Annotated in this window: 21 protein-coding genes and 3 tRNA genes; 15 read left to right on the top strand and 9 right to left on the bottom strand. The window is 42.6% G+C overall.

Annotated elements, in window-relative coordinates; genetic code table 11:
* Positions 1 to 103: 103 nt before the first annotated feature.
* Positions 104 to 1,132, bottom strand: a complete 1,029-nt coding sequence (adhP, locus tag U1P77_RS07175; RefSeq protein WP_321154364.1) for an alcohol dehydrogenase AdhP — start codon at positions 1,130 to 1,132, stop codon at positions 104 to 106.
* Between the two features lie 99 nt (positions 1,133 to 1,231).
* Positions 1,232 to 2,758: an acetaldehyde dehydrogenase ExaC gene (locus U1P77_RS07170; RefSeq protein ID WP_201556246.1), complete on the bottom strand. Its 1,527-nt coding sequence runs from the start codon at positions 2,756 to 2,758 to the stop codon at positions 1,232 to 1,234.
* Between the two features lie 390 nt (positions 2,759 to 3,148).
* On the opposite strand from U1P77_RS07170, the gene U1P77_RS07165 reads away from it, so the two are divergent.
* The 3 genes from U1P77_RS07165 to U1P77_RS07155 all read left to right on the top strand — a co-directional run bounded on the left by U1P77_RS07165 (position 3,149) and on the right by U1P77_RS07155 (position 6,577).
* Positions 3,149 to 5,089, top strand: a complete 1,941-nt coding sequence (locus U1P77_RS07165; protein WP_321154363.1) for a DEAD/DEAH box helicase — start codon at positions 3,149 to 3,151, stop codon at positions 5,087 to 5,089.
* Positions 5,090 to 5,243: 154 nt separating this feature from the next.
* Positions 5,244 to 6,425, top strand: a complete 1,182-nt coding sequence (locus U1P77_RS07160; protein WP_321154362.1) for a type I glyceraldehyde-3-phosphate dehydrogenase — start codon at positions 5,244 to 5,246, stop codon at positions 6,423 to 6,425.
* Positions 6,426 to 6,486: 61 nt separating this feature from the next.
* Positions 6,487 to 6,577, top strand: a tRNA-Ser gene (locus U1P77_RS07155).
* Between the two features lie 93 nt (positions 6,578 to 6,670).
* Here the strand turns inward: U1P77_RS07155 and U1P77_RS07150 are convergent.
* The 5 genes from U1P77_RS07150 to U1P77_RS07130 form a co-directional block, all read right to left on the bottom strand.
* Complete coding sequence (locus U1P77_RS07150) at positions 6,671 to 7,501, bottom strand: hypothetical protein (protein WP_321154361.1); 831 nt, start codon at positions 7,499 to 7,501, stop codon at positions 6,671 to 6,673.
* 554 nt (positions 7,502 to 8,055) lie between these two features.
* Positions 8,056 to 8,385: a CopG family transcriptional regulator gene (locus U1P77_RS07145; RefSeq protein WP_321154360.1), complete on the bottom strand. Its 330-nt coding sequence runs from the start codon at positions 8,383 to 8,385 to the stop codon at positions 8,056 to 8,058.
* 274 nt (positions 8,386 to 8,659) lie between these two features.
* Positions 8,660 to 8,735: transfer RNA gene (locus tag U1P77_RS07140), tRNA-Asn, on the bottom strand.
* Positions 8,736 to 9,065: 330 nt separating this feature from the next.
* Positions 9,066 to 9,141, bottom strand: a tRNA-Asn gene (locus tag U1P77_RS07135).
* A 281-nt stretch (positions 9,142 to 9,422) separates the two neighbouring features.
* Positions 9,423 to 10,625, bottom strand: a complete 1,203-nt coding sequence (locus U1P77_RS07130; RefSeq protein WP_321154359.1) for a pyridoxal phosphate-dependent aminotransferase — start codon at positions 10,623 to 10,625, stop codon at positions 9,423 to 9,425.
* 693 nt (positions 10,626 to 11,318) lie between these two features.
* Between U1P77_RS07130 and U1P77_RS07125 the strand changes: the two genes are divergently transcribed.
* The 10 genes from U1P77_RS07125 to U1P77_RS07080 all read left to right on the top strand — a co-directional run bounded on the left by U1P77_RS07125 (position 11,319) and on the right by U1P77_RS07080 (position 21,998).
* The gene (locus U1P77_RS07125; RefSeq protein ID WP_321154358.1) at positions 11,319 to 12,056 is read left to right on the top strand and encodes an SDR family NAD(P)-dependent oxidoreductase; all 738 of its coding nucleotides are present in this window, start codon (positions 11,319 to 11,321) and stop codon (positions 12,054 to 12,056) included.
* A gap of 54 nt (positions 12,057 to 12,110) precedes the next feature.
* Positions 12,111 to 13,853: an NAD(P)/FAD-dependent oxidoreductase gene (locus U1P77_RS07120; protein ID WP_321154357.1), complete on the top strand. Its 1,743-nt coding sequence runs from the start codon at positions 12,111 to 12,113 to the stop codon at positions 13,851 to 13,853.
* A 69-nt stretch (positions 13,854 to 13,922) separates the two neighbouring features.
* Complete coding sequence (locus U1P77_RS07115) at positions 13,923 to 14,924, top strand: DUF1365 domain-containing protein (protein ID WP_321154356.1); 1,002 nt, start codon at positions 13,923 to 13,925, stop codon at positions 14,922 to 14,924.
* Positions 14,925 to 15,216: 292 nt separating this feature from the next.
* Positions 15,217 to 15,501: a GlcG/HbpS family heme-binding protein gene (locus U1P77_RS07110; protein ID WP_321154355.1), complete on the top strand. Its 285-nt coding sequence runs from the start codon at positions 15,217 to 15,219 to the stop codon at positions 15,499 to 15,501.
* A gap of 166 nt (positions 15,502 to 15,667) precedes the next feature.
* Complete coding sequence (locus U1P77_RS07105; protein ID WP_321154354.1) at positions 15,668 to 16,279, top strand: IS607 family transposase; 612 nt, start codon at positions 15,668 to 15,670, stop codon at positions 16,277 to 16,279.
* Positions 16,276 to 17,430, top strand: coding sequence for an RNA-guided endonuclease InsQ/TnpB family protein (locus U1P77_RS07100; RefSeq protein ID WP_321154353.1), 1,155 nt, complete (start codon positions 16,276 to 16,278; stop codon positions 17,428 to 17,430). Before U1P77_RS07105 ends, U1P77_RS07100 begins: the two co-directional genes overlap by 4 nt.
* 293 nt (positions 17,431 to 17,723) lie before the next feature.
* Positions 17,724 to 19,139 carry an SAM-dependent methyltransferase gene (locus tag U1P77_RS07095; protein WP_321154352.1) on the top strand — a complete coding sequence of 472 codons (1,416 nt, stop codon included), beginning with the start codon at positions 17,724 to 17,726 and terminating at the stop codon, positions 19,137 to 19,139.
* Between the two features lie 206 nt (positions 19,140 to 19,345).
* Positions 19,346 to 19,756 (top strand): DUF2177 family protein, encoded by a 411-nt coding sequence (locus tag U1P77_RS07090; protein WP_321154351.1) that lies wholly within the window; start codon positions 19,346 to 19,348, stop codon positions 19,754 to 19,756.
* A 398-nt stretch (positions 19,757 to 20,154) separates the two neighbouring features.
* Positions 20,155 to 20,676 carry an acyl-CoA thioesterase gene (locus tag U1P77_RS07085; RefSeq protein WP_321154350.1) on the top strand — a complete coding sequence of 174 codons (522 nt, stop codon included), beginning with the start codon at positions 20,155 to 20,157 and terminating at the stop codon, positions 20,674 to 20,676.
* A gap of 230 nt (positions 20,677 to 20,906) precedes the next feature.
* On the top strand, positions 20,907 to 21,998 hold the full coding sequence (locus U1P77_RS07080) for a cation diffusion facilitator family transporter (RefSeq protein WP_321154349.1): 1,092 nt from the start codon (positions 20,907 to 20,909) through the stop codon (positions 21,996 to 21,998).
* 253 nt (positions 21,999 to 22,251) lie between these two features.
* On the opposite strand, the gene dps is transcribed toward U1P77_RS07080, so the two are convergent.
* A complete protein-coding gene (dps, locus tag U1P77_RS07075) occupies positions 22,252 to 22,734 on the bottom strand; it encodes a DNA starvation/stationary phase protection protein Dps (protein WP_321154348.1) in 483 nt (160 codons plus the stop codon).
* Positions 22,735 to 23,054: 320 nt separating this feature from the next.
* Positions 23,055 to 23,330 carry a GFA family protein gene (locus U1P77_RS07070; RefSeq protein ID WP_321154347.1) on the bottom strand — a complete coding sequence of 92 codons (276 nt, stop codon included), beginning with the start codon at positions 23,328 to 23,330 and terminating at the stop codon, positions 23,055 to 23,057.
* 437 nt (positions 23,331 to 23,767) lie between these two features.
* Here U1P77_RS07070 and uvrB point away from each other — a divergent pair, with 437 nt between their 5' ends.
* Entirely contained in the window at positions 23,768 to 25,879 is a 2,112-nt protein-coding gene (gene uvrB, locus U1P77_RS07065; protein ID WP_321154346.1) for an excinuclease ABC subunit UvrB, read from the top strand.
* Between the two features lie 159 nt (positions 25,880 to 26,038).
* Positions 26,039 to 26,341, top strand: coding sequence for a nucleotidyltransferase domain-containing protein (locus U1P77_RS07060; protein ID WP_321154345.1), 303 nt, complete (start codon positions 26,039 to 26,041; stop codon positions 26,339 to 26,341).
* Positions 26,342 to 26,491: the final 150 nt, after the last annotated feature.

The raw sequence follows: 26,491 nt of genomic DNA, 5'->3' as shown, positions 1-26,491 counted from the left end.
CTGAAAATGATACGACCCATCATTGATGATTAAGCACGTTAATCATCAATGATACGACCCATCATTGATGATTAAGCACGTTAATCATCAAACTATCATATAGCTACATATTATAGTCAATTACAATGCGACCTTCGATTTTTCCAGCACGCATACGCTCAAAAATATCATTGATATTCTCTAACGGTTCAGCGGCGACGGTCGCTTTTACTTTTCCTGCTGCTGCCATATTTAATGACTCTTGCAAGTCAAGACGCGTACCAACGATTGAGCCACGTATGGTGATACCGTTCAGAACGGTATCAAAAATCGATACCGGAAAATCACCTGTTGGTAGACCATTAAAGACCACGGTACCACCACGTCTTACCATACTCAGCGCTTGATCGAACGCTTTAGAGGACACAGCGGTCACTAGCACACCATGAGCACCACCAATCTCTTTTTTTAGATACTCACCGGGATCGGTGTTTTTAGCATTAACAGTGACAGTGGCCCCTAACTTTTTGGCAAATTCAAGCTTCTCATCATCGATATCTACAGCGGCAACGTTTAGTCCCATAGCAATCGCGTACTGTACGCCCATATGACCCAATCCGCCGATACCAGAGATAACAACCCAGTCACCCGGACGGGCTTCGGTCATTTTCAGGCCCTTATATACAGTAACGCCCGCACATAGAACGGGTGCAATTTCAATGGAGTCAACATTATCAGGGATAATGCCGACATAGTTGGCATTGGCTAGAACATATTCTGCAAAACTGCCGTTGACCGAATAGCCAGAGTTTTCTTGACGCTCACATAAGGTCTCCCAACCACCTAAACAATGGGTACAGTGACCACAGGCAGAGTACAGCCAAGGAACCCCAACGCGGTCGCCTTCTTTGACGTGGGTGACGCCTTCACCAACTGCCGTTATCAGACCTACGCCTTCGTGTCCAGGGATAAATGGCGGGCTAGGTTTTACCGGCCAGTCTCCTTCAATCGCATGTAAGTCAGTATGACAAACGCCTGACGCTTGCATCTTGACCACAATCTCACCAGCACCTGGTGTTGGGATATCAACCTCTTCAATTTGCAGAGGTTGACCAAATTCATGCAATACAGCGGCTTTCATTTTCTTACTCATGATAATAATTCCCAGTCATTTATCTTCGATCCCAATGTGCAAAAAGTATCTACTCTATGATTCCACGACTTTGTAAATGAAGCGCTGGCAGTTAACGACCTAGAAGAAACCCATGGCTTTAGGACTATAAGAGACCAGCATGTTTTTGGTTTGCTGATAATGATCTAGCATCATTAGATGGTTTTCGCGGCCAATACCAGACTGCTTGTAACCGCCAAACGCTGAATGGGCAGGATAGAGGTGATAGCAGTTGGTCCAAACACGACCCGCTTTGATGCCACGACCGAAACGATAAGCGCGAGTGCCATTACGCGTCCATACTCCAGCACCGAGACCGTATAAGGTATCATTAGCAATAGTCATAGCATCTTCATCGTCTTTAAAGGTAGTGACGGCAAGTACAGGACCGAAGATTTCTTCTTGGAACACGCGCATATCATTCGTGCCTTCAAAGATGGTCGGCTGTACATAGTAACCGTCTGCCATGTCGCCATCATGTTTGGCTATTTCACCACCAACAAGGACTTTGGCGCCTTCTTTTTTACCAATATCGAGATAAGAAAGAATTTTCTCTAGCTGATCAGAGCTGGCTTGTGCACCAATCATGGTATCTGTATCGAGTGGGTTGCCCATTTTGATGGCTTTAACGCGGGCGATACAGCGTTTCATAAATTCATCATAGATGCTTTCGTGAACGAGAGCGCGTGACGGGCAAGTACAGACCTCACCTTGGTTCAGCGCAAACATGACCAAGCCTTCAACCGCTTTATCTAAGAAGTCATCGTCTTCATCCATCACATCAGCAAAGAAGATGTTTGGACTCTTACCACCAAGCTCTAAAGTCACTGGAATGATATTTTCACTAGCGTATTGCATAATCAAGCGACCGGTTGTGGTCTCACCCGTAAAGGAAACTTTATCAATGCGTGGATTGGAAGCGATTGGCTTACCGGCTTCAACACCGAAACCGTTAACGACGTTAAGTACGCCTTTAGGTAGAATGTCGGCCGCGCCTATCAAGTCAAGCATGTACAAAACAGAAGCGGGGGTTTGCTCGGCAGGCTTGAGGATGACACAGTTACCCGCTGCCAGGGCAGGAGCAATTTTCCAGATTGCCATTAGAATAGGGAAGTTCCAAGGAATGATTTGACCGACGACGCCCAGTGGCTCATGAAAATGATAGGCGACCGTATCTTCATCAATTTGGCTGATACCGCCTTCTTGCGCGCGAATCACCCCAGCGAAGTAACGCAAATGGTCAATTGCTATTGGAATATCAGCGGCAAGGGTTTCGCGCACTGGTTTACCGTTCTCATAGCACTCGGCAATAGCGATCTTTTCAAGGTTGGCTTCGATACCATCGGCAAGATTGAGCAACATTTTGGAGCGTTCAGTGACACTGGTTTTGCCCCAAGCTTCTTTGGCAGCATGAGCGGCGTCCAGCGCTTTTTCGATATCAGCGGCTTTAGAGCGCGCAACCTGACAGATGGTTTTGCCATCGATAGGGCTTGAGTTGTCGAAGTATTCGCCATCAACTGGCGCGACCCACTCACCATTAATAAAGTTATCGTATTTTTTGCGGAACTGTACAGGACTGTTTTCAGTGTTAGGGTAGGCGTATAGCATTTATAACTCCTTATTGTGTTGTTTTATAAGGCAATATAAGCGTGTAAGCTATGTTATAAACAATTCAATAACCCTATATAATAGGGCTGCTCACACCTTGATTACCTGATCTTCCTGATCTTGACTATCTCTCGTACTGTCTGTCTATCGTACTGAGCTTTTAGTCAGACTTATAATGACTTTTAATAAGAATAAATTAGTTAATACATAAATTTAAGTTATTGGTCATCCTATGGTTAAATAGGTTCGCAAAGCGTGTACAGCTGTTATAATCAGCTGTCTTATAAACAGTCATACTGTTTTATGGTTCATTGTATTTACACTGCTACCCATTGAATGTTTTGAATAGCAGCTCTCTCCCTCTCTCATGTTATTGGTTGGTTTGGATATATGCGTCAATCTTCTGCTCTTGATATCTTAAAAACAGGTCAAAACGTCTTTTTGACGGGCTCGGCAGGTTCAGGTAAGACTTATACTCTTAATCAATATATCAATTATTTGCGCGCTCGCCGAGTTCCGGTGGCAGTGACCGCAAGTACCGGAATTGCTGCCACCCATATGAATGGCACTACTATTCATAGCTGGTCGGGAATTGGCATTAAGGATGAGCTGAGCGAGCGCGATTTAACCAATTTATCTCGTAAGCAGTTTTTAGCCGATAGACTGAAAGATACCGCTGTACTTATTATTGATGAGATATCCATGCTGCATGCTAAGCAGCTGAACTTGGTCAGCCAAGTGCTCAAGCATGTCCGCAAGAACGACTCAGCATTTGGCGGTATTCAAGTGGTGGTTGCAGGAGATTTTTTTCAGTTGCCGCCTATTGGCAGCAAGGGTGAGAGTAATAGAGAAAAATTCGCTTTTATGTCCGAGGCGTGGCTGGAGGCAAAGTTTCATATTTGTTATTTGAGTGAGCAGCATCGGCAGGTCAGTGAAGAGGCTAATGGCGGACTTGATTTGGATGATATCTTGAATCAAATCCGTCGTCAGCAGGTGACTTTTGAGTCGATAGCGGCTTTAGAAGCCACTTACGATCAAGACGTTGATATTAACCGTACTCGCCTATATACCCATAATCTCAATGTTAATAAAATCAATGATAATGAGCTTGCGGCGTTATCTGGTGAGATGAAGCGATTTGACGCGACGGCAACTGGCGATACTAAGCTAGTAGATACGCTGAAAAAGACCGTGCGTACTCAAGATGAGCTTATCCTGAAAGTCGGCGCGAAAGTCATGTTTATCAAAAACAATACTGAGCTTGGCGTCTCTAACGGCACGATGGGCGAGTTGATTGGCTTTGCAGCGGTAAAGGTTGATGATAGCAGTAAGGATAAAAGTGACGCTTTAATCAAGGAAGATAATGATGAGCTAAGCGCTGATGACAAGGCTGACGCCGGCGATAATACTGGTACTGATGTTAAAGCAAAAGAGAAGTCAAAAACTAAAACTAAAAAGCCAGCACCCCAAAAAATGCCAGTGGTCCGACTAAATTCAGGGCGTGAAGTAGTCGCCGAGCCTGAAGAATGGATGATTGAAGACGAAAGTGGCGAGGTGCTGGCAAGCTATTTACAAGTACCCTTGTGTTTGGCTTGGGCGATTACCATTCATAAATCGCAAGGGATGACCCTTGATGCCGCTGAAATTGATTTGTCTCGTACTTTTGAGCTTGGCCAAGGCTATGTGGCATTATCACGGCTTAAATCTTTGGCAGGCTTACAGCTGCTTGGCATGAACGAGATGAGCTTACAGCTTGACCCACTAGCACGCGGGGCAGATAAACGGTTTCTAGAGCTCTCTGATGAAGCCGATGCCAACTATGCGATGCTTGATGAAAAAAGTATGCAGCAAGCGCACGAAAAGTTTATTCTAAAAACGGGCGGTACGCTTAGTAAATCAGTGATTGATGCCTATACCAATCTACAAAAAAAACGCCGAGAACAACAGCAAGCGCAGCAAGATAAAAAGCAAAAATTAGGCAATCAAGTCGCTGATAAGTCGGCCAGTACCTTACTTGCTACACGGTTACTATTGGAAGAAAGTCTAAGCATTGCTGAAATTGCGCAAACGCGTGGGCTTGCACAATCGACTATTATGCGCCATATTAGTGATCTAAAACGCGAAGATCAAAGCCTCGCTTGTGATCATCTGCGCCCTGACGATGCAGTAATGACCGCGGTCGGTAATGCCTATGTGGCTATCAAAGTAGCTAACAATCCTAACGACTTTCATGATGATGGTAACATCAAGCTAAGACCCGTTTTTGAGCATCTCAAGCAGACCATTGACTATAATACTATTCGCTTGGCACTGATTTTTATTACCCCGTAAATTTTCATAACAGCCTCTTATTACAGCCATTTATGATTAAAACTCGCAAGGCGTGCATGACATAAGCACGCCTAACCTCATGCGGTCATTGTCTCTATGACGCCAGAATATCCTCGTTCCTACATTATTCCTACATTTATAGCGACCCTCTTTTATGCCTGATTTTTCTAGCGCTACCTACCGTCTGACGTCTGATCCTGCGGTAGTAGCCGCGTTCCATGCGACCAGCGAGCACACACAGCCACTTAGAATTGCTATTAATGGCTTTGGGCGTATTGGCCGTAATGTGTTGCGCGCGCTGCTGGAACGCTTTGAGGTACTTGGGCGTGCCATTCATGTGGTTGCTATTAATGATCTAGCACCCGCTGATATATTATTGCACTTATTGAAATTTGACAGCACTCACGGACGTTTAAGTCGGCTTGGGGTCAATGCGGAGTTGGTTGTTGATACTGTCAATGACTATAGTGAGACTGAGCTTTGCTTGACCAAGAATAATCATACTTACTGTATACGTATGCTCTCAGAGGCAGACCCGCAAAAGCTCCCGTGGCAAACGCTTGGCATCGATGTAGTGCTAGAATGTAGCGGTTATTTTCGCTCTTACGATCAAGCTCATTTACATATTGAAGCTGGCGCCCAGCAAGTTATTATCGGTGCTGCACCCTTTGATGACGTTGATGCCTGCATCGTTATGGGTGTTAATACCAACGAGCTAACCAATGAGCTACCGATTATCTCTAGCGTTTCTTGTACCACGCAAGCATTGGTGCCATTGATTGATACTCTTGATAAGGCCTTTGGGGTAGAGTCTGCGATGATGACGGAAATCCATGCGGTCACTGCGGATCAAACCGTGCTGGATCAAGCACATCGTGATCCACGACGGGCGCGTGCTTCAGGATATAACATTATTCCTACCACCTCGAGCAGTATCGCGGCCACTGAACGCGTGCTACCAAAGATGGTCGGCAAAATTAATGGTCATTCTATTCGGGTGCCGACTATTAATGTCGCTGCTATTGATGTGACCTTTGTGTTTAGTACGCCAGATGTTAGTATAGAGGCGATGAGAGAGGCGCTACAATCTGCCAGTGAAGGACACTTGGTCAACATCATGGCTTATACCGATGAGCCATTGGTCTCAAGCGACTTTATCCATCAGCCTGAATCGCTCATCATAGACGGTCAGCAGTTGATGCAAGTGGGCAATCAGTATAAGGTTTTTGCCTGGTATGATAACGAATGGGGTTATGCCAATCGGCTATTAGATATGTGTCTGCATCTCGCCTCTAGTAAGCAACAGGTCAGCAAACAGCGGTTAGCGACAAAATAATTTAGTTTTTTTACATTAGCCCTTGCATTCTTATTTGAGATCGCTATAATGATGCACAAATGGAGACGTGGCAGAGTGGTTGAATGCACCGGTCTTGAAAACCGACAAGGGTTCGTAGCCCTTCGAGAGTTCGAATCTCTCCGTCTCCTCCAAATTTAAGTATAATAAAAAATCCCCAGTCATTAATTGATTGGGGATTTTTTTATGGCTTTTTTTTACTTCAAGATTAAATATTGACATTACTGTCATCTCGCGAGCCTATCTTTAAACTCGATTTTTTTTCCATCAGTGAGCGTAAGGGTGGCGTCATTAATTTCAACCGTTACGTCTTGAGTGTTTCTAATAGCGCGCATGACGTTGATGTCTTCGATACTAGTCTCAATCACTATTTTACCTGACTGTTCAGGCGTAATAGGTGGTGTAAACTGCGTCAGCGGTACATTAAAGCCTTTGCCTTGAGTTAGCTTGGCATCTTTCATCAGTAGCGACCCCTTAAAGCTCTTAATGGGTACTGAGCCATGATTGGACAGCATGAACTGTAGCTTAACTTGGTTTAGGCTATCGCTATCGCTATCGCTAGTTTTGACTGGGAGTAGGGCGATAGGATAAGTCTGGGCAGTGATAACACTGGTTTGTTGGCTGGCGACGACGGGACTTTTTTTACCCGTCGGATTGTTAGGATGCAAGCGTTCATATTCACGCTGCTGCACTAAGGCTTGCTTAATGGTTGTACGCGGCATTGCTCCTGATTGATAAGCTTCACTGAGCTTCATTCGCAGCATGTAGCGACTGAGTAGCTGTCTATCATTTGTAGGTAACTGCTCAAAAGTATCGCCCAGTTTTTTCTGCCATTGATTAGAGTCGGTGGGAATAGTTTGCTGACTGGGATCAGTTTGCGGCATGGAGCAGCCAGTGATAACCGGCACTGTGCCAAGCGCTAGCAGTAGTAATAGAACATTACCTGTGCGCTGAGACGGGCAGCTCGATACTGAGTGGAATGATGTCGCACGTCGATGTATGAGCGTATGATTATCGCCAGCTACCATGCCTAAACGCTTTTTTAAGCAAGCTATCATTATCTCTCTCCTTGTAAACTCACACGGCCAGTCTTTTATTATAAGTTATTATAATTAGGGTATGTTTGATATTCGACCATGACTCAAATATAGACTGTTTGTAGATGCTCAACACGCCTAGATCAAAAATGTTTTGATTGTATTTGACGAGGTTACAGACAAGCCGGGGGTAATATAGGTTGCGGCTGAGCTTATGAGCAGAGCATTAACTTTAATATACCGTGTTTCCGGGACTAGTACGCTTAATCATTGCTAAATATTGTGTTAAATTTTGCAAGACATGAGCTAAAAGTTTATAAGGTGTGACTAAAAAAAGGGAGGTTTTAGAGGTGAAGCCAGTTCAAAGAAAATATTAGTATCAGAAAATAAAGTAATAATCAGAATAAAATAATAATAATAAGAAGCAAGCAAAGGGATTGGAGATGACAAATATGTCAGGGTTAAGTACTAGTAAGTAAGCTTAACCCTCACGTATTTTTTTATCAGTGCTTCTTTTATGAATAATATCTCATATCGGTGATGCTGTTAATGACAGCGAGAAAATATCTTCAGCGCTAATCGTTATTTTGCAGCTCAGATAATGGATGGGTAATACTATTATTATGCGTGACCACAATAGCCTCATCTATAATATGCTGACTGACGCCGCGCTTACGTAGCGTCTCAATGAACACCTCATCGTGCGCTAACGTATAGTCTTGATGATCACGGTCAAGACCTTGGCGAATATATAAACGAATCAGCCCTTGAATACGTTTAAAGCCAAGCTCTGATGAGGTCGCCTCTAACAGCTCAATCATCTCCTCAGAGAGGCGAATACTAATCGGTCGCATGATTTTTTGCGGATGATCAGAAAATTTATTTTTTATGCGTACAGGTATCATAATAAACCATTACTGTTAGTGAGTAGGAATAAAGAACTTGAACGAGAACTAGAGACAGCGTTTAAACAATAGACAGCTTTTTGATAAATAGCCCTTAAGCTATTCGCTAACAGCGCCACTACCATCTGAAAATATTTACGATAGAGGCTATTAACCAAAAGTTATCAATAACACTTACCATACAACAAAACCGCTCAAAAGAAAACTACAGAAGCGCTAATACAGCATCCATAAAAAAGCCTTCATCGGATAATGATGAAGGCTTTCCACAATATGGCTCCTCAACCTGGGCTCGAACCAGGGACACACGGATTAACAGTCCGTTGCTCTACCAACTGAGCTATTGAGGAATAAGCTGTGATAACGAAAAACTGGCTAAACAACAACGGTAATAGCCGCTAAGCTTGTTCGCGTTAAGAGGTGCACATTTTAGCCAAGGTTTTGATATCTGTCAACCCTAGCCTAATAGATAGTTCTGCTTATTGTTATAAATGTGAAAATTAAGGTCAATAACTCATGATTGAAAGCGAAAATAGCTTTCTAATCGAGTAGCATCAGAGATATTCAATGTCTTATAATAGTAGCCATAAAAAAACCCCCATCAAAGTGATGAGGGTCTTGGCATATGCCATAATCGAATCAAAGATGACTCAAAAAATTTACTAGCGATTACTGAAATTTGGCTCCTCAACCTGGGCTCGAACCAGGGACACACGGATTAACAGTCCGTTGCTCTACCAACTGAGCTATTGAGGAATGAGCTGTAAGTGTTTATTATCTTACAGTTAGCTTAACGCAGACTCTTTCAAGTTCGTGCTAAGTGGGGCGTATTCTAGCAAAGATAAAAAATAGGTCAAGCCTTTTTTGCACTTTCTATAAAAAATATAAGATTTAATACTTAAACACCGAATTTTATACGCTAAATTCGACGAACAATAGATTCAATAATAGAAAAAAGACGCCCTTTATGGGACGCCTTTTTTTGGTTTTGAAATCACTCTTAAGTATCCTCTTTCAAACTAGCTAATTGTTAATGCTTATTCAGTAACGTCTAAGTCCGCAACGGCTTTTTCGATCCGTGATAGTGCATCTTTTAGCGTTGCTTCATCAGTGGCGTAGGAGATACGCATATAGCCACCAAGACCGAATGCATCACCAGGAACGACAGCAACGCCAACTTTCTCTAGTAACCATTCTGAAAACTCAGTACAAGAAGACAGGCCAGCAGCTTTAATCAAAGGCACGATATTAGGGTAAACGTAGAACGCGCCGTCAGGATGCAAGCAAGTAATGCCTTTAATCGCATTTAAGCCGTCAACGACGAGGTCACAACGCTTCTCAAACGCTTCTACCATTGGCACAAGGACGCTTTGGTCACCACTGATAGCCGCTTCGGCAGCAACTTGGCTGATTGACGCTGGGCATGAGGTTGACTGCGACTGTACTTTTTTCATCGCGCCAATCAATTTGGCAGGGCCACCCGCATAACCGATACGCCAGCCGGTCATCGCATAAGCTTTTGATACACCATTTAAGATAATAGCGCGGTCTTTTAGCTCAGGAGCCGCGTTCAAAATATTATAGAACTTATCACCGGTCCAGCGAATGTGCTCGTACATATCATCTGATACAACATAGACTTGTGGGTGCTTTTTGAGCACTTCAGCCAAAGATTTTAGCTCGTCTAAGGTATAAATCATACCCGTTGGGTTAGAAGGGCTGTTCAGTACCAACATTTTGGTTTTGTCAGTGATGGCGTCTTCTAATTGTTGTGGCGTGATTTTGAAATCTTGCTCAGAAGGACATTTGACGATGACCGGCACGCCTTCTGCGATGATAACCATGTCAGGGTAGCTGACCCAGTACGGTGCTGGGATGATAACTTCATCACCTGGGTTGATAAAAGCTTGTGCAAGGTTAAAGAAGGACTGCTTACCACCGACTGATACTAAGATTTCATTAGGCTCATAGCTGAGATCATTATCGCGCTTGAACTTTTCAATGATTGCTTTTTTGAGCTCAGGAGTACCATCAACGGCCGTGTATTTAGTGAATCCATCATTAATCGCTTTAATCGCCGCTTGTTTGACATGTTCTGGGGTATCAAAGTCAGGCTCGCCAGCGCCTAGACCGATAATGTCTTTGCCAGCCGCTTTTAGTTCTTTGGCTTTACTAGTGATGGCAAGGGTAGGTGACGGCTTGATGTTATTGACACGGTCAGACAGTTGCAGTTCGCTCATGAGAGATCCTTTTTATCTGTGGTTGAGGTTTAGGGAAGTCAAATAATGATTATATAACGTTTTGACAATTTTCATAAAGCTTTGATAGTTATCAGGGCATGGTAAGGACGCGATTAGGTAAAAAATATAGCTTTGCCTAATCGATAAGTCCGCCTAAACAGCTTCGTTTAATTATTAATATGGTCGGTACACTTTAAGGCAGATGCAGTGTGGCTGGTAGAAATTTTGCAGCCTCTGTCTGGCGAAGCGCATAGCACGCTAAAAATTTTTTATCAGCTGCACGCATTTATATACGTATCAATTTTATTTAACATTAATTATAATAAGTGCGTGCAGTTTTGGCATTGTAGCATGCTGATATTATCCTGTCTTAGGCCGCTGGTAACAGAAGAATTATAGTCTGCACTGATTTTCTTCGCATTAAAATTACCGCGAGTTAACTGTATTAGTTTTCATATTGTCTTAATAAGTTGGGTCAATAAAAACCGATAGCTAACCATGCGCTTGCGAAGTTACAACAATAGCCGTGCCACCTTATACTATAATTGCCTAAATACTGATTATTTAGATTTGGTAAATCAAAGCAATTCTTTGATTAGCTTAGCGTGAACAAAAACAACTACTGCTCGCATAGAATAAGGCATATTTTAAAAGTTTCATGTCCCTCCATAGCGATTTAAAAGGATGTTTAAGATGACAATTTCTCCTAAAAAACTTCATATTTTGATTACTGGTGCGACCTCTGGTATCGGTTATCAATTGTCCAAAGACTATCTTCTAGCAGGTCACGAAGTATATGCGGTCGGCCGTGATGATGAAGCGCTTGCCGAGCTTAAAGACCTAGGCGCAACCCCGGTTGATTTGGACTTAATGGACCGTGACAAGGTCATTGAGGCCTTCGACAAGATTAATCAGGTCGATTTAGCAATTTGTGGCGCTGGCATGTGCGAATATCTAGATATGCCAAACTTTGATAGTAGCGCATTTATGAAAGTGATGTCGGTCAATATGGGCACCTTATCGCATGCTATTGAAGGCGTATTGCCTAAACTGATTGCTTCACGTGGACGATTAGTGGGTATAGGTTCAGCGTCTGCTTACGTACCGTTTGCACGTGCAGAAGCTTATGGTAGCTCAAAGGCGGCAATTCATTATCTAATGAAAACTTTGCAAATTAGCTTGGCGCCACATGAAGTATCAGTAAGCTTAGTCGTACCGGGGTTCGTAGAAACCGCAATGACCAAACAAAACGACTTCCCAATGCCATTTATTCAAACACCAGAACAGGCCAGTCGTGCTATTCGTGACGGTATTGAAAATGGTGATGAGGTGATTGAGTTTCCTAAAAAGCTAACGTTACCGCTAAAGGCTTTGGGTACGTTACCGGATATGGTTTGGCAGCAAGTCAGCAAGAAAATGAATAAAAAGTAGTTAGCAATACCCTATCAAATAGAATATCTAAATAGAGTACAAAGGAAAGTGTTTATGTCGTTTATTCGTCGCCAGCGAACGCCTGTAAAGGATAGCAGTATTGTCAAAGACCCATTAAATACTCAGAAAAAAAAACGAATAGCTATTATTGGCTCAGGGGTATCAGGGCTAACTTGTGCGCATTATTTAGCTAAGCAATATGATGTGACGGTATTTGAAGCCAATGATTATATCGGCGGGCATGTCAATACTATTGATGTGGCGCTGCAAGACGGTAAAAAATCAAAAGCGAATAAAACAGAGACTAGCGCAATTGACACCGGATTTATTGTTTTTAATGAGCGAACTTATCCTAATTTTTTCCGTTTGTTGCATGATTTACAAGTGCCATTTCAAGCGACTGATATGAGCTTCTCGGTCAAAAACACTGACCGCAACTTTGAATATAATGGTCATACGCTCAACACGCTATTATCGCAACGTAAAAATATACTTAGCCCCAAGTTTTGGCGGTTTATCAAAGATATTTTACAGTTCAATAAACACATTCTTCAGCTTAGTAAAGATTATGACAGTGCTCGAGCGCAGGGACAAGACACCAGTATATTTACTGAGCAAACGCTCGGTAGTTATTTAGCCAATCAACGTTATGGCCAGTTATTCACTGATAACTATCTATTACCTATGGTATCAGCCATCTGGTCAACCAGTCTGGAAGAAGTTGAAGACTTTCCGTTAGTGTTTTTCGCACAGTTCTTTGATAACCACGGTTTACTGGAGGTCGTTAACCGTCCGCAGTGGTTTACTATCAAGGGCGGCTCTAAGCAGTATGTTAATAAGTTGGTGAGGCGCTTTGTTAAAGCGGGCGGGATGGTACGGGTTAATAGTCCGGTACAGTCTATTAAACGTCACGATGACAAGATTTCCATAACTTTTACATATGCTAATGTAAATACCAATATAAATACTGATGCAGAGACTAAAACCAGTAGTGACTCCCAATCATTAACAGTCGATGAGGTTATCTTTGCCTGCCATGCCGATACCGCTTTGCGTTTATTAAGTGATGCCAGTTCAGATGAGTCAGAGGTGCTTAGCCATTTTCACTTTACCAAAAATACTGCCGTACTCCATACTGATACCAGTGTGTTGCCCAAGAAGCCTTTGGCATGGGCAAGTTGGAATTATCTTATCAACAACAAGGTAGATATAGAATCCGAGGTAAAAAATAGCCAAAAAACCGCTGCTAATGACAATAGGGAGCAAGTCACATCAAAACCAGTGCTCACTTATCATATGAATATCTTACAGCGCTTGACCAAGCAACATAACTATTTAGTGACTTTAAATCGTGAGATTGATCCGGCACAGACGATTAAAACCATTGATTATAGCCATCCGGTCTTTGATAAAGCGATGATTAATGCCCAAGCTCAGTGGTCACGTATTTCCGGTAGCGGTCTGCATACTCACTTTTGCGGGGCATATTGGTTTAATGGTTTTCATGAAGACGGAGTACGAAGTGGTCTGCGCGTTTGTCAGGCCTTAGGTAGCACTATTGATATTAAGGATGAGGTAGACCCTAGTCATCTACCTGATGCTGAGAGTGCGCATACACCATTTCGTTATCAGGATTTACCGGTAAAAGCGGATAAGCAGCCGCGCAAACTTAAGAAACGTCAGGTGATGACTGCCACTACCAATCAAGAGCTGGTTGATTATATTGCTACCTTACAGACGGATGCTGTGAGCCATACAGACAAGGTGAAACGCGGATTTTTCGGACGTCGCCGCTAGGTTGCATATACCGTGAAGTTGTTTATAAGTAAGACTGTCATTAAGTTACTTTTTATTTAAGAGAATATTATGCCTACCTTGTCACCGTCGTCTGAATCTATCCATTCAAAGGTGTCGCAAACGATGCCGCATCAGCTTTTTTATGGAACGACATGGCATAGTCGTCTGCTGCCAAGTGTGCACAAGTTTGCTTATCCGTACCGTTATTGGGGCGTGAACATTAGCGCTTTAGCAGCAGGGCAGGTCCTACCCGAGGTAAAGACGCCGACAATAAGTAAGCGTATCCGTTTTAAAGGACTGCCGCTATTTTCAGCACAGCATAAGGCACTACAGCAGTTTTGCGCCGAAGATTATTTAATGGGTTTAGATGGCTCAGAAGATGTCGATGGAAATAATGGGGACAGCAACGATAACACTGCTAATATTCCTGACAATGCAAATGACGGCTGTAACGCAGCCCAAGCACCCGCTCAAAAATTAGCAAAGCGTTTATATCATGCGTTTATGAAACATACCGGTAGCGCGCCGACAGGCGATATGATCGGGCTGGTAGTCTGCCGTAACGTAGGGGTGTATTTTAGCCCAGTGAACTTCTATTTGGGCTTTGATAATGAGCAGATGCCGACTCATTTATTAGCTGAAGTCTCTAATACGCCGTGGAATAAACGTCATTATTATGGGTTTTTATTAGATGGGGCGGACACTGAGTTTTGTCATGATAAAAACTTTCATGTGTCCCCCTTTAATCCCATCGATCAGCAATATTGCTGGCAAGTTTCGGTAAACAAGCAAAGCAAAGAATCATCCAATTGCTTGCAAGTTCGTATTGCGATCAATATCAGTGACGCGCGCGGTGAAGTATTAAAAACGGGTATAAAGATGTCTGGCGTACCGATGACTGCTGATTCTGTTCGGCACAGCTTACGGAAAAATCCGCTGATGAATATTAGCTCATTGACACGCATTTATTGGCATGCTTTTAAGCTTTATGCCATTAAAAAAGTGCCCTATATTAATTATGATGAGAAGTTAGCAGATAGCGAACAGCAAGAAACTGATCAAAGGTTTTAAGTCGTTTAAGACGAGCGTATTTTACCCGTTACTAGCCGTTATATTGATTAACTTTTTAGTGTAATACTTTGAACGTTATAAGATATTACTTCAAACCCATGCTCACATATGTGAGTGACATCTCAGGAATTTTTGATGCGTTCAATATCAAACCATTTATCTAAAGCTTTATTAACGTTAGCAGTAATCGGCTGTTCAACCGGTGTTTTGGCTGCTACACCTACTGTTGGCAAAGCTAGCCTAGTATTACAACAGCCTAATGTCTCTTTAGAGCTCGCCAATGAATTAATTGATGCCCACCATGGCGGCCTGTCATGCCGAAGGTAAATCTGCTGTGGTAGCGGTCGTCGATCGTGGTGGTAATCTCATTGCCTTGCAACGTGATAACAGTGTTGGCCCGCACAATACCGATGCAGCGGTTCGTAAAGCATTTACAGCGCTCTCAACTAAGACGCCAACGCGTAAGCTTGCTGATATTGCGCGTGCCAATCCAGACTCGAATAACTTAAATACGGTCAATGACTTATTACTGATTGGTGGCGGTGTACCCTTAAAGTTTGGTAATAAAGAAACATAATAGATGTAGGGCGCGCTTGATATTCATAAGCTGAATATTCACCTATTATATTCTGTCTGAGATAGGGCCAAATATTAAGGGTTACGAACAGTTACCTAAAATATAACCAATTCTAATCATTTATATCTATAATAAGTAAATTAAAAAACAATAAAGAGATAGGGTTATGGGAAAACTGGTTAGTATTGGGGAGGCGGCCAAGCATTTTGGGGTTGCTCAATCGACATTAAGACGTTGGGATGAAGATGGTACGTTAGTCGCCAAAAGAACCGAAAATGGTCACAGACGTTATGATTTAAATGAAGTAAGACCACACCCTTTAAATACACCACCAAAATTAGACCGAAAAACCATTGCTTATGCTCGTGTTTCAAGTCGTGACCAAAAAGATGACTTGCAGTGCCAAGCGCAGGTTTTGGAACTTTATTGTGCCAAACAAGGTTGGCGTTTCGAGAGAATCACCGATTTTGGTAGTGGTATGAACTATAAGAAGAAAGGCTTAAAAACCCTGCTTGACGACATTCTTGACAACAAAGTCGAGCGACTGGTAATCACCCACAAAGACAGACTTTTACGCTTTGGTGCTGAATTGGTGTTTATGCTATGTGAGGCGCGTGATGTTAAGGTGGTCATTATCAATCAAGGCGAGGAACTTAGTTTTGAGCAAGAATTAGCCCAAGATGTATTAGAGATTATCACTGTATTTTCAGCGAGGCTCTACGGTTCTCGCAGCAAGAAAAATCAAAAACTAATAGAGGCGGTTAAACAAGTATTATGATCCGTGGTCATATCATCGAACTCAAACCAAACAACGTACAGGCGAACCATTTTGCCCGTGCTTGCGGTGTGGCGCGGAAAGCTTACAACTGGGCCTTGCATGAGTGGCAACGTCAATATAGAGAGGACAAGGCCTACCGTGACGCCTGTTTATTGGCTGGTATTGAGATTGATTCCAAAAATCTAAACAGACCCTCACAAGCCAAGCTCAGACGCGAATTGAACGCCATTAAACGTGAGCTATTCCCGTGGATGACGGAAGTGACAAAATGTGCCCCGCAAGCCGCAATCATGCAACTGGGCGATGCTTATAACAACTTCTTTAAAGGGCTGGCTGAATACCCCGTCACGCGCAAGCGTGGTAAAGACGATAGATTCAGTCTCTCTAACGACCAATTTGCCATTAAAGGTAAATCCATTCGCATCCCTAATTTAGGCTGGGTGCGCATGAAAGAGGCTTTACGGTTTGACGGTAAAATAATGGCGGCCACCATCTCTAAGCGCGGCGGGAAATGGTTTGTCAGCGTTGCAGTTGATTTAGACCACAGGGTTAAAAAGATTATCAAGACAGGTAAAAGCGTTGGTATCGACCTTGGTATTACCGATTTATTAGTTTTATCAGACGGCACCAAAATTAAAGCACCTAAGCCCTTAGCTAAATATTTAAGCAAATTAAGAACACTCAATAAAAACCTGAGTCGCACTAAAAAAGGCAGTAAAAACAGAGAAAAGGCGAAAACCAAGCTCTCTCGTTTGCATTATAAGATCAGAGGTATCAGGCAGGATTCGTTGCACAAAATAACCTCTAGCTTGGTCAGAGAGTTTGATGTGATTGCGATTGAAAGTCTTAATGTCAAAGGCATGGTTAAAAATAGAAAGCTGTCACGCGCCATTAGTGATTTGGGTTTCTTTGAATTTAAGCGTCAGCTTATCTATAAAGCCAATGAGCAAGGCAAGGTTGTGAAGTCAGTCGGTCGTTTTTACCCAAGCTCAAAGACTTGCTCAAACTGCAATCACATCCTTGGCAAAGATGAATTAACACTAAAGATGCGCGAATGGACGTGTCCTGAGTGTCAGTCCAAACATGACCGCGATCTCAACGCCAGTATCAATATTTTAAATAACGCGACTGTTATTTTAACAGTCGCATAACCCCGCTCATTGGTCGGTGAGTTCCATCGCCAATTAAAAAAGTCTGTGGAGTCGTAGTCAGTCTAAGTCTCAAACGAGAGGTAGCGCATGGCATTGAAGCAGAAAGAAAATTTTAAATCTAGCTAGTTAGATATATTTAGTGAGATTTGAGTAATATTTTTGGAACGGCGTTCTAAATATTAAGCATGTAGTACATGTACTAAGCGTGTGCTACGAACATGTACTACATGTCCTAACAGTCATGCCGAATGATGATTACCATAAGAATATTTATTAACAAGGATGATAAGACGATGCCAGCACGCCCAACCAACCGCACGCCAACTTCAGCCTTAGAAAAAATCACTGCCCGTGTGAGCCAAACGGTGAATGATAGTGCCCTCTTAAAGCCTATCAGCCATAGTGTGAATTATTTAGCAAGACAGGCCGTGTTTCGCGCGTTAAATCACCTACAATTCGGCATTATTACGGTGATCGAAGATTTTGATGAGCAGGGCCCATATAAGAAAACCTTTGGAGAAACAGCTAAAGATCTGAAAGCCACCGAGTCAGCCCCGCTTAGCAGCTCGGCGGTAGGGCGGCATAGTCTGAATGTGACTTTAATAGTTCATGATAGCAAGGTCTATCGTCAGCTGTTATTTGGCGGCTCGATTGCCTTAGCAGACAGCTATATCGATGGCGAGTGGGATACTGATGACTTGACGGGTCTGATACGATTGGCGGCGCGCCACTTGGCCGTTGTTAATAAGTTAGAGAGCCGCTTTGCCGGTATCAGTAAGACTTTAGAGAAGGCCAAGCATCAGCTACGTAGTAATGATAAATCCGGCGCGAAATCAAATATATTAGCGCATTATGACTTGGGCAATATCATGTATGAGCGCTTTTTAGACCCGACTATGATGTACTCATCAGCGGTATATCCTACGCTTGATAGTTCACTTGCACAGGCGCAGCAGCACAAGCTGGAGCTCATTTGTCAACGCTTGCAACTCAAAGCTGATGACCATGTGATTGAAATTGGCACCGGCTGGGGCGGATTTGCGATTTATGCTGCGCACTATTATGGCTGTCAGGTGACTACTACCACAATTTCTGATGCGCAGTACCAAGAAGCGCGTCGCCGTGTTGAAGCAGCTGGACTGTCTGACAAGATTACCTTGCTCAAACAAGACTACCGCGAGCTGACAGGGCAGTACGATAAATTAGTCAGTATTGAGATGATTGAGGCCGTCGGGCATGAATACCTGCCGACATTCTTCGCTAAGTGTAATAGCTTACTCAAGCCTACAGGTTTGATGGTGCTACAAGCCATTACTTTTAACGATCAGAACTATTATGATTATGTGGAGTCAGTTGACTTTATTCAGACTCATATTTTCCCAGGTGGTTGCCTGCTATCAAACCAAGAGCTGACCACCCAATTCGCTGAGCAGACCGATATGGTCGTCAAGCAGCTACACGATTATGGCTTTGACTATGCCTATACGTTGCGTGATTGGCGCGCGGCTTTTATGGCGCAGCGTACAGAGATCAAAGCGCTCGGTTACGATGAGGCCTTTATACGCTTATGGGAATTTTACTTTTGTTATTGTGAAGGTGGGTTTTTGGAGCGTACCATTGGTGTGGTGCAGGTGACTGCGGTGAAGCCAGATAATACTGATAGCCTACACTTCTCTGATTTGCCCGCAGCAGTTACCGCTGACGCGTAAAGTCGTGGCTTAAGTGATAAATAAAATAACGAACAACTCAATAAAAAAGCAATGAGCAAAATAGGTTAAAAAAAGCAATCGAAGCTGTTTGGGTTAATTACTTACATTAAATAAACGTCATTAAATAACTGCCATTAACGTTATATTAAAGCATCATTAAAATACTGCTAACACTATCAGCACACCCCTATAAAAAGGACATTATCATGGGCTATATATTTATCTATCTTGCAGCTGTTGTCATATTCTTAGGCGTTGACGCGGTTTGGTTAACCACCATGAAAAGCGCGTTTTATGAGGAACGTATCGGGCACTTGCTTGCTGACGAACCAAACATGTTGGCAGCTGGTGTGTTTTACATGTTCTATGTATTAGCGCTGTGCCTATTGGTGTTGTATCCACAGATCAAAGCCGGTAGCTCAGTCGGATATATTTTCTTGCTTGGTGGCCTAATAGGGCTGATGGCGTACGGAACCTATGACTTTACCAACCTTGCATTATATAAAGGATTTACGCTAGATACCGCATTGGTAGACTTTGCATGGGGTGGATTTTTAACCGGATCTGTCAGTGCTATCGTGGCCTGGTTGGCTTATCACTTTAATTGGTTAAGCTAGATATTTTAAAGATAGCCTGTATAGTTGGAGCCAATTTTAAACGAATATAGTATGGCTGGGAGAAATTTTCGAAGCCTCTGGAGTGACGCAGTCGCACAGCAAGCTAGCAAAATTTTTACCCGCTATACGAAATCATATGTGTATTCATTTTATCTGGTACTGACTATAGCAGCCTAAAAGTGGCTTAGCTGCAGGAAATTAGGTTAAGCATATAAGCTTCGATTGGCCACACTTAGTCGCGTAACGTAATATAAATACTTACTTATGCATTAAAGCTGGTATCGAGAGCCTACTATCCAACTGGTATTAATTTGCGCTAGATTAGTTGTTAGTTTATAAGCGCTGCTGTATAAATGTCTCTCAAAATAAATAAGTCTCAAACGCTAGTAAGGAATGCAATGCCTCAAGCTAATACTACCTCAACCGCCAAAAAAGCACCTCTTAATAGTGAGCTCTACATGTCGGTGCTCATGACTCCTGATATGGCCAACTTCATCGGTAATGTCCATGGGGGTGATTTACTCAAAATGCTTGACCAAGTCGCCTACGCTTGTGCCAGTCGTTATAGCGGTAGTTATGTCGTGACCCTATCGGTCGATCAAGTGATGTTCCGCGAGCCTATTTATGTTGGTGAGTTAGTTACCTTTGCTGCCAGTGTCAACTATGTAGGTACCACTTCGATGGAGATTGGCATCCGGGTTGAGGCCGAAGACGTACGAGCGCGAACCATTCGCCATACTAATAGCTGTTATTTCACTATGGTAGCCATTGATGATAATGGTAAACCGACGCCGATTCCGCCGCTCAAACTTAACACACCGATGCGCCAGTGCCGTTTTGACGCTGCCCTAGAGCGTAAACATTTACGCACGGAAGGTTCGAGTCGGCCCAGCTGTGATATCTCTAACATAATTGATTAGTTAATTCTTATCTATGAGAATTTCGCAGAAAAACTAACTGTTACTCGTGCAAAAAACTCAAAATATAAACAGTGATTCACTAAAAAGTTACTGATAGTTTAAGTAACTTATTTTAGGCTAAGCTATCTTTTGATTCAAATGTAATGACATTTAATTATTAAGCTATTTTAGTTAAGTATTTTTAGGTTAGAAGGTAGTTACCATTAAGCTATCATTTTATTGAGTCTAGTATGAGTTTAAAGCCATCTGTCGCCAGTCCAAAAACCAATCTTAATGTCACGCCGCCGTTGCACAATCCTCCTCGTGCTCGCGGTGCTGGCAAGTCTAGATCTCCTAATGATGCTGATTTTAATCCCAATCCAGCGCCTGATAGTGATGAGAAGCACTCAAGCTCACTAATCACGGTATTTATTGCCGTTGGTGCCAATCTCATTATCGCTATTGCTAAGACCTTTGCCGCATTTTTGACCGGTTCTGCCTCTATGATTGCCGAAGCAGCGCATTCATGGGCAGACGCTGGCAATGGCACGTTACTGATCGTCGCAGAAAAAAAATCGATCAAACCTGCTGATAGAAGCCATCCATTGGGCTACGGCAAAGAGTCCTATGTTTGGTCGATGATTGCAGCTTTTGGCGTGTTTATGGCAGGCGCTATTGTCTCTATTTATACTGGTATTACAGAATGGAATACAGCTGAGACTGATACCAATTACACCATCGGCTTCATCGTATTGGCGGTAGCATTTGTGCTCGAAGGATTTTCCTTGATACAAGCCTATGGGCAAAGTAAAAAGCATGGTGAAGCGATTAATGTCAGCGCAATCGGCTATGTGATGGATACTTCAAACCCGACTTTGCGCGGTGTGTTCTTTGAGGATTTAGCGGCCGTCGTTGGCTTAGTTATTGCCGCTGCTGCCATGGGTATGCACGCTTATACGGGTCAGCCATTTTGGGATGCGCTCGGTTCTATCATCGTAGGCTTGTTATTGGGCGTGGTGGCAATATTTTTGATCAGCCGTAACCGTGATTTCTTAGTCGGTTATAAAGTTACCGATAGAATGCATCACTATATTTTAGGCGAGCTGCTGGATCATCCAGATATTGATAGCGTCTCGTATCTACATTTAGAGTGGGTCGGTCCTAAAAAGATATTTATGGTAGCAGCAGTAGATATTGCGGGCAACCAAAAAGAAGAAAAAATCGCGCAAAAATTTGAAGATATCGAAAACCAATTCCGTGCCAATCCGCTGTTTCAAGAAGCTATCTTAACGTTATCAGTGCCTAATGACGAACCTTTAAAACTAGCAGACAATCAAGAGTAGTCGAGAAGCCACCAGATACCATTACAGACCAAGCGAATTACTGCGACAAATTATTAAAGATATTTTATAGAGTAGGGTAAAGTCTAATTTTAAGGGTCTTTTATTCAAAATTTTAATTAGAGACCTTCAAATGATCACTCACTAAAACTGCTAACATTAAATTGAGAATATTCACAATCTTGCAAGCATAAAAAAAGGTCACCAATATGGTGACCTTTTTATAATCTAAGTTTAAATTTATATTATAAAAGCTTTATTTTTTAGGAGTATTGGCACCGATGAACCAGGCGTCTTTGTCGATAATGCGGCTGGCTTCTGTAAACAAGTCCGCGGTATCTTCATCACCGGCATCGCCTGCAGCTTCGATTGCTTGACGTAAAGTAGCAGCAACCTTTTTATAGCGGCTGGTTAGCTCACGTACATGCTCAGGCACTTCGGTAATGTTCGTTGGGTAATCATCTAAGATAGAGTCTTTGGCAACCCGACTTGCTAGACCGTTTGGCTCGCCGCCCAAGATAACAATGCGTTCTGCGATCATGTCTGATACATCACGTAGACGATCAGCAGTGTCATCTAGTAACTGATGCACACCAATGAAGCCAGTACCTTGTAAGTTCCAATGGCACTGTTTGCCATCTAAAGTTAAGTCAATGACGTTTGCTAAGTTAGCATTTAACAAATCTGACATTTTTTGTGCGGTAGCGTCGTCTATTCCACTTGCGTAACGTTCTCTCATATTCTTACTCCGTTATTTGAAATTATTTTATTGAGTTTTTATTTATAAATAAATTAGGTAATGTTTACCTACGATTGCTCTGAAATATACACATTTAGAACAACTATTTTGTCTATACATTACTTGTTAACTATATTGCTCATCAATTCAGTATTAATAATACCAGCTTGTATCGTGGATTGAACCCCTAAGCGTTAGGCTTTATTGAGTGGTCGTGTAACAACTTTGTTAAACATGAAAAGCTTTGTAAAGCTAACCATTAGTAGAGGCAAGTTTATACAGGCAATTTTGATATTTATTTGTAGGCTTTGTTAAGCTCATTAGTCAGACTGCTGCTGGGTTAATTTTTTAGTGTTGTTAGCGAACTCATAATAGTCGGGCTTTTTATCAATAAATAGCTGGCTTTCAAAGTTAAAGTTGGGGTGGTCCTGAAATAGCCCGAGCGATAAGGAATAGGTCTCAGCGCCAATCTTATGATAGTATAAATTGGTACCGCAATGGGTACAAAACGCGCGCTTTGCCCACTCTGATGATTGATAGACAGTCATTGACTTTTGACCCGTAATAGCAACTTTCGAATTACTATGTAACGCCATCAGTCGCTACCCCAGCGCCGGCACATACCGCAGTGGCAGGCCTCAAAGGTGTTAATATCTTCTATTTCAACGGTCACATTACCGCACAGACAGTTGCCTTTCATAAAACATTCCCTTATTACTATTATAGTTACTGTTATTAATGATTCGCCTTAAACTATACCTGAGTTTTCAGGCTTTCCTTTCACTGTGTTTTGTCGTTGGAATGTATTTAGTTCTCATTTACATCTATTATAGTGAGCCATCGAAGAATACTTAAACTTATTGTTTGCAAGGGTACCTGTTCGCCTAGTTGTCTGGGTTGAAGCGCATCCGTATCAGGCCTTATCTACTGTCAAATTAATCCATTAATCCTAATGATAAACCCCTCAATTGTCCTTTAAAAATAGCAGCTTAGCCCCCACATTGTTATAAACCTTAAGAAGAAGAAAGCCGTTATGCGTATGCCCGAACCGCGCTCATCGCGTCAGTTAAACCAATTGGCCACTCAGCTGCAAGGCGAAGCTGAAATTAGTGGTGTCAATGCATCAGGAACGCAAATAGCGAGTCGCCCCTTTGAGATGGTCACTGAATTTGAGCCCGCAGGCGATCAGCCACAAGCGATCGATAAGTTGGTAAAAGGGATTAATTCTGGTATGGATGAGCAGTTATTGCTTGGCGTAACTGGCTCTGGTAAGACTTATACCATGGCAAAAGTCATCAGCGAATGTCAGAAGCCAACCATTATTATGGCGCATAACAAGACCTTAGCAGCGCAGTTATATGGCGAGTTTAAAGCGTTCTTTCCGAATAATGCCGTTGAGTATTTCGTCAGTTATTATGACTACTATCAGCCTGAAGCTTATGTAGCCGCCAGTGATACCTTTATCGAAAAAGACAGTGCTATTAATGATCATATTGACCAAATGCGCCTGTCAGCAACTCGTGCCTTACTAGAACGCCGTGATGCAATTATTGTTGCTTCGGTATCCTGCATTTATGGTTTGGGCGACCCGGAAAGTTACCTGAAAATGCTGCTACATATCGTAGTTGGTGACCGCATAGATCGTACGGCGACTATCAAGCGCTTGGTTGAAATGCAGTATATGCGCAATGAGCTGGATTTTGGGCGCGGTACTTATCGCTTACGTGGTGAGATATTAGATATCTATCCAGCAGAGTCGGAGCAATTGGCCGTACGCGTGCATTTGTTCGATAATGAAGTAGAGAAAATCACTTGGTTTGATCCGTTAACGGGTAAAACGGTACGCAGTGTGCCACGTATTACCATTTATCCAAAGTCGCATTATGTGACCCCGCGTAATAAGCTAGAGGCCGCAACTCATACTATCCGAGCTGAGCTTGAGCCGCGTCTTGAATATTTCCGTGATAATAATAAATTGATTGAAGCGCAGCGTCTAAAAGAGCGTACCCAGTATGACCTAGAGATGATTCAACAGCTCGGCTACTGTAATGGCATTGAGAACTACTCACAGCATTTATCTGGTCGTCCATCAGGGGAATCGCCGCCGACCTTGTTTGATTATATTCCAGAGGATGCTTTATTGTTCCTTGATGAGTCGCATGTCACGGTATCGCAAATCGGTGCGATGTATAAAGGCGATAGATCACGGAAAGAAAACTTGGTTAATTATGGCTTTCGTCTACCAAGCGCGATGAATAACCGTCCGATGAAGTTTGAAGAGTGGGAGCGCATTAAGCCAACCACTATCTATGTCAGTGCAACGCCAGCGTTATATGAGTTTGAGCACAGCGAACAAGTGGTCGAGCAAGTGGTGCGTCCAACCGGTCTTATTGACCCTGAGATTGAGATTCGTCCGGTATTGACGCAAGTTGATGATGTTCTATCGGAAATCAGCAAACGCCGCGAAAAAGATGAGCGCGTATTAATCACCACTTTGACCAAGCGTATGTCGGAGGACTTGACCAGTTATCTAAAAGAATACGATGTCAAAGTCGCTTATCTCCATTCAGATATCGATACCCTTGAACGCATGCAGATTATTCATGAGCTACGGACGGGCGTGCATGATGTGCTGGTCGGTATTAACTTGCTGCGAGAAGGTCTCGATATGCCAGAAGTATCATTGGTAGCGATATTTGATGCGGATAAAGAGGGCTTCTTGCGCTCTGAGCGTGCCTTGATTCAAACCATTGGTCGTGCTGCGCGTCATATTAATGGTAAAGCCATTCTTTATGCGGATCGCATTACGAACAGTATGCAAAAAGCGATAGAGGAGACAGATCGTCGCCGCGAAAAACAAGTGGCCTTTAACCTTGAGCATAATATTACCCCAAGGGGCGCGCGCCGGAACGTCACGGATAAGATTGATACTGGTGAAGATTTGGATGCCAATGACAACCAAGCTATTCCGGTCAAGAGTAATTTGCCTGATGTCGATATCAGTATTTTACGTAGTCCTGACTTATTGGCTAAAGAAATCAGTCGTCTTGAGAAGTTAATGAAGCAGATGTCGCGTGATTTGAAGTTTGAGGATGCAGCGAAAACTCGCGACAAAGTGTTGGAGTTGAAAGCACATTTGCTTTAGAAGAGTTTAAACCGGCTTATGGTGACAACTAGCTTGATAAACTCCGCTATGAAACTATTAATGATTTAGGAATTTATAATATAGGAGAGTTTTTAGGGGCAATCTATTCGGACAACCCTAAATTATTTTATAAAAAAGACGATGAGGGAAAACCAGTCTATGCATATAAAGTTGCCTAAAGGCACGTCAGTTTATGTCTTTGGATCTTATTTAAATACTGATTTTCCTAATGATTTAGATATTCTATGCTTATATAACCCTTATAGTTGTCACCCAAAATACGTTTTTAAAAAGTATCAAAGTATGATTAAATATTTAGAGTCTTTTAGTGGGTTAAAAGTAGATATTACATTTCTGACTTATAAAGAAGAAATAGAGTCTGGATTTTTAGCTATGTCAAATGCTGTGCCCGTCGTAAAGTGCAAAAAATTAGCAGGAATACAATGGATTAATAAAAAATAATATACTTATTACTAAAACCCGTGGGTTACGCTATCGCTAACCCACGCTACGATTCCTACGCCATATAACCTCAACACCCCATTATTGCTAATATCAAACGTATTTTTACACTTTGCAACTTAAAAAAGACAGTGGGTTTGGGTAGGATAG

Origin of the sequence: Psychrobacter sp. LV10R520-6 (assembly GCF_900182925.1) — a bacterium.
Taxonomy (GTDB): domain Bacteria; phylum Pseudomonadota; class Gammaproteobacteria; order Pseudomonadales; family Moraxellaceae; genus Psychrobacter.
Note: the sequence above shows the minus strand (reverse complement) of the source record. Positions and strands in the feature narration are given on the sequence as shown.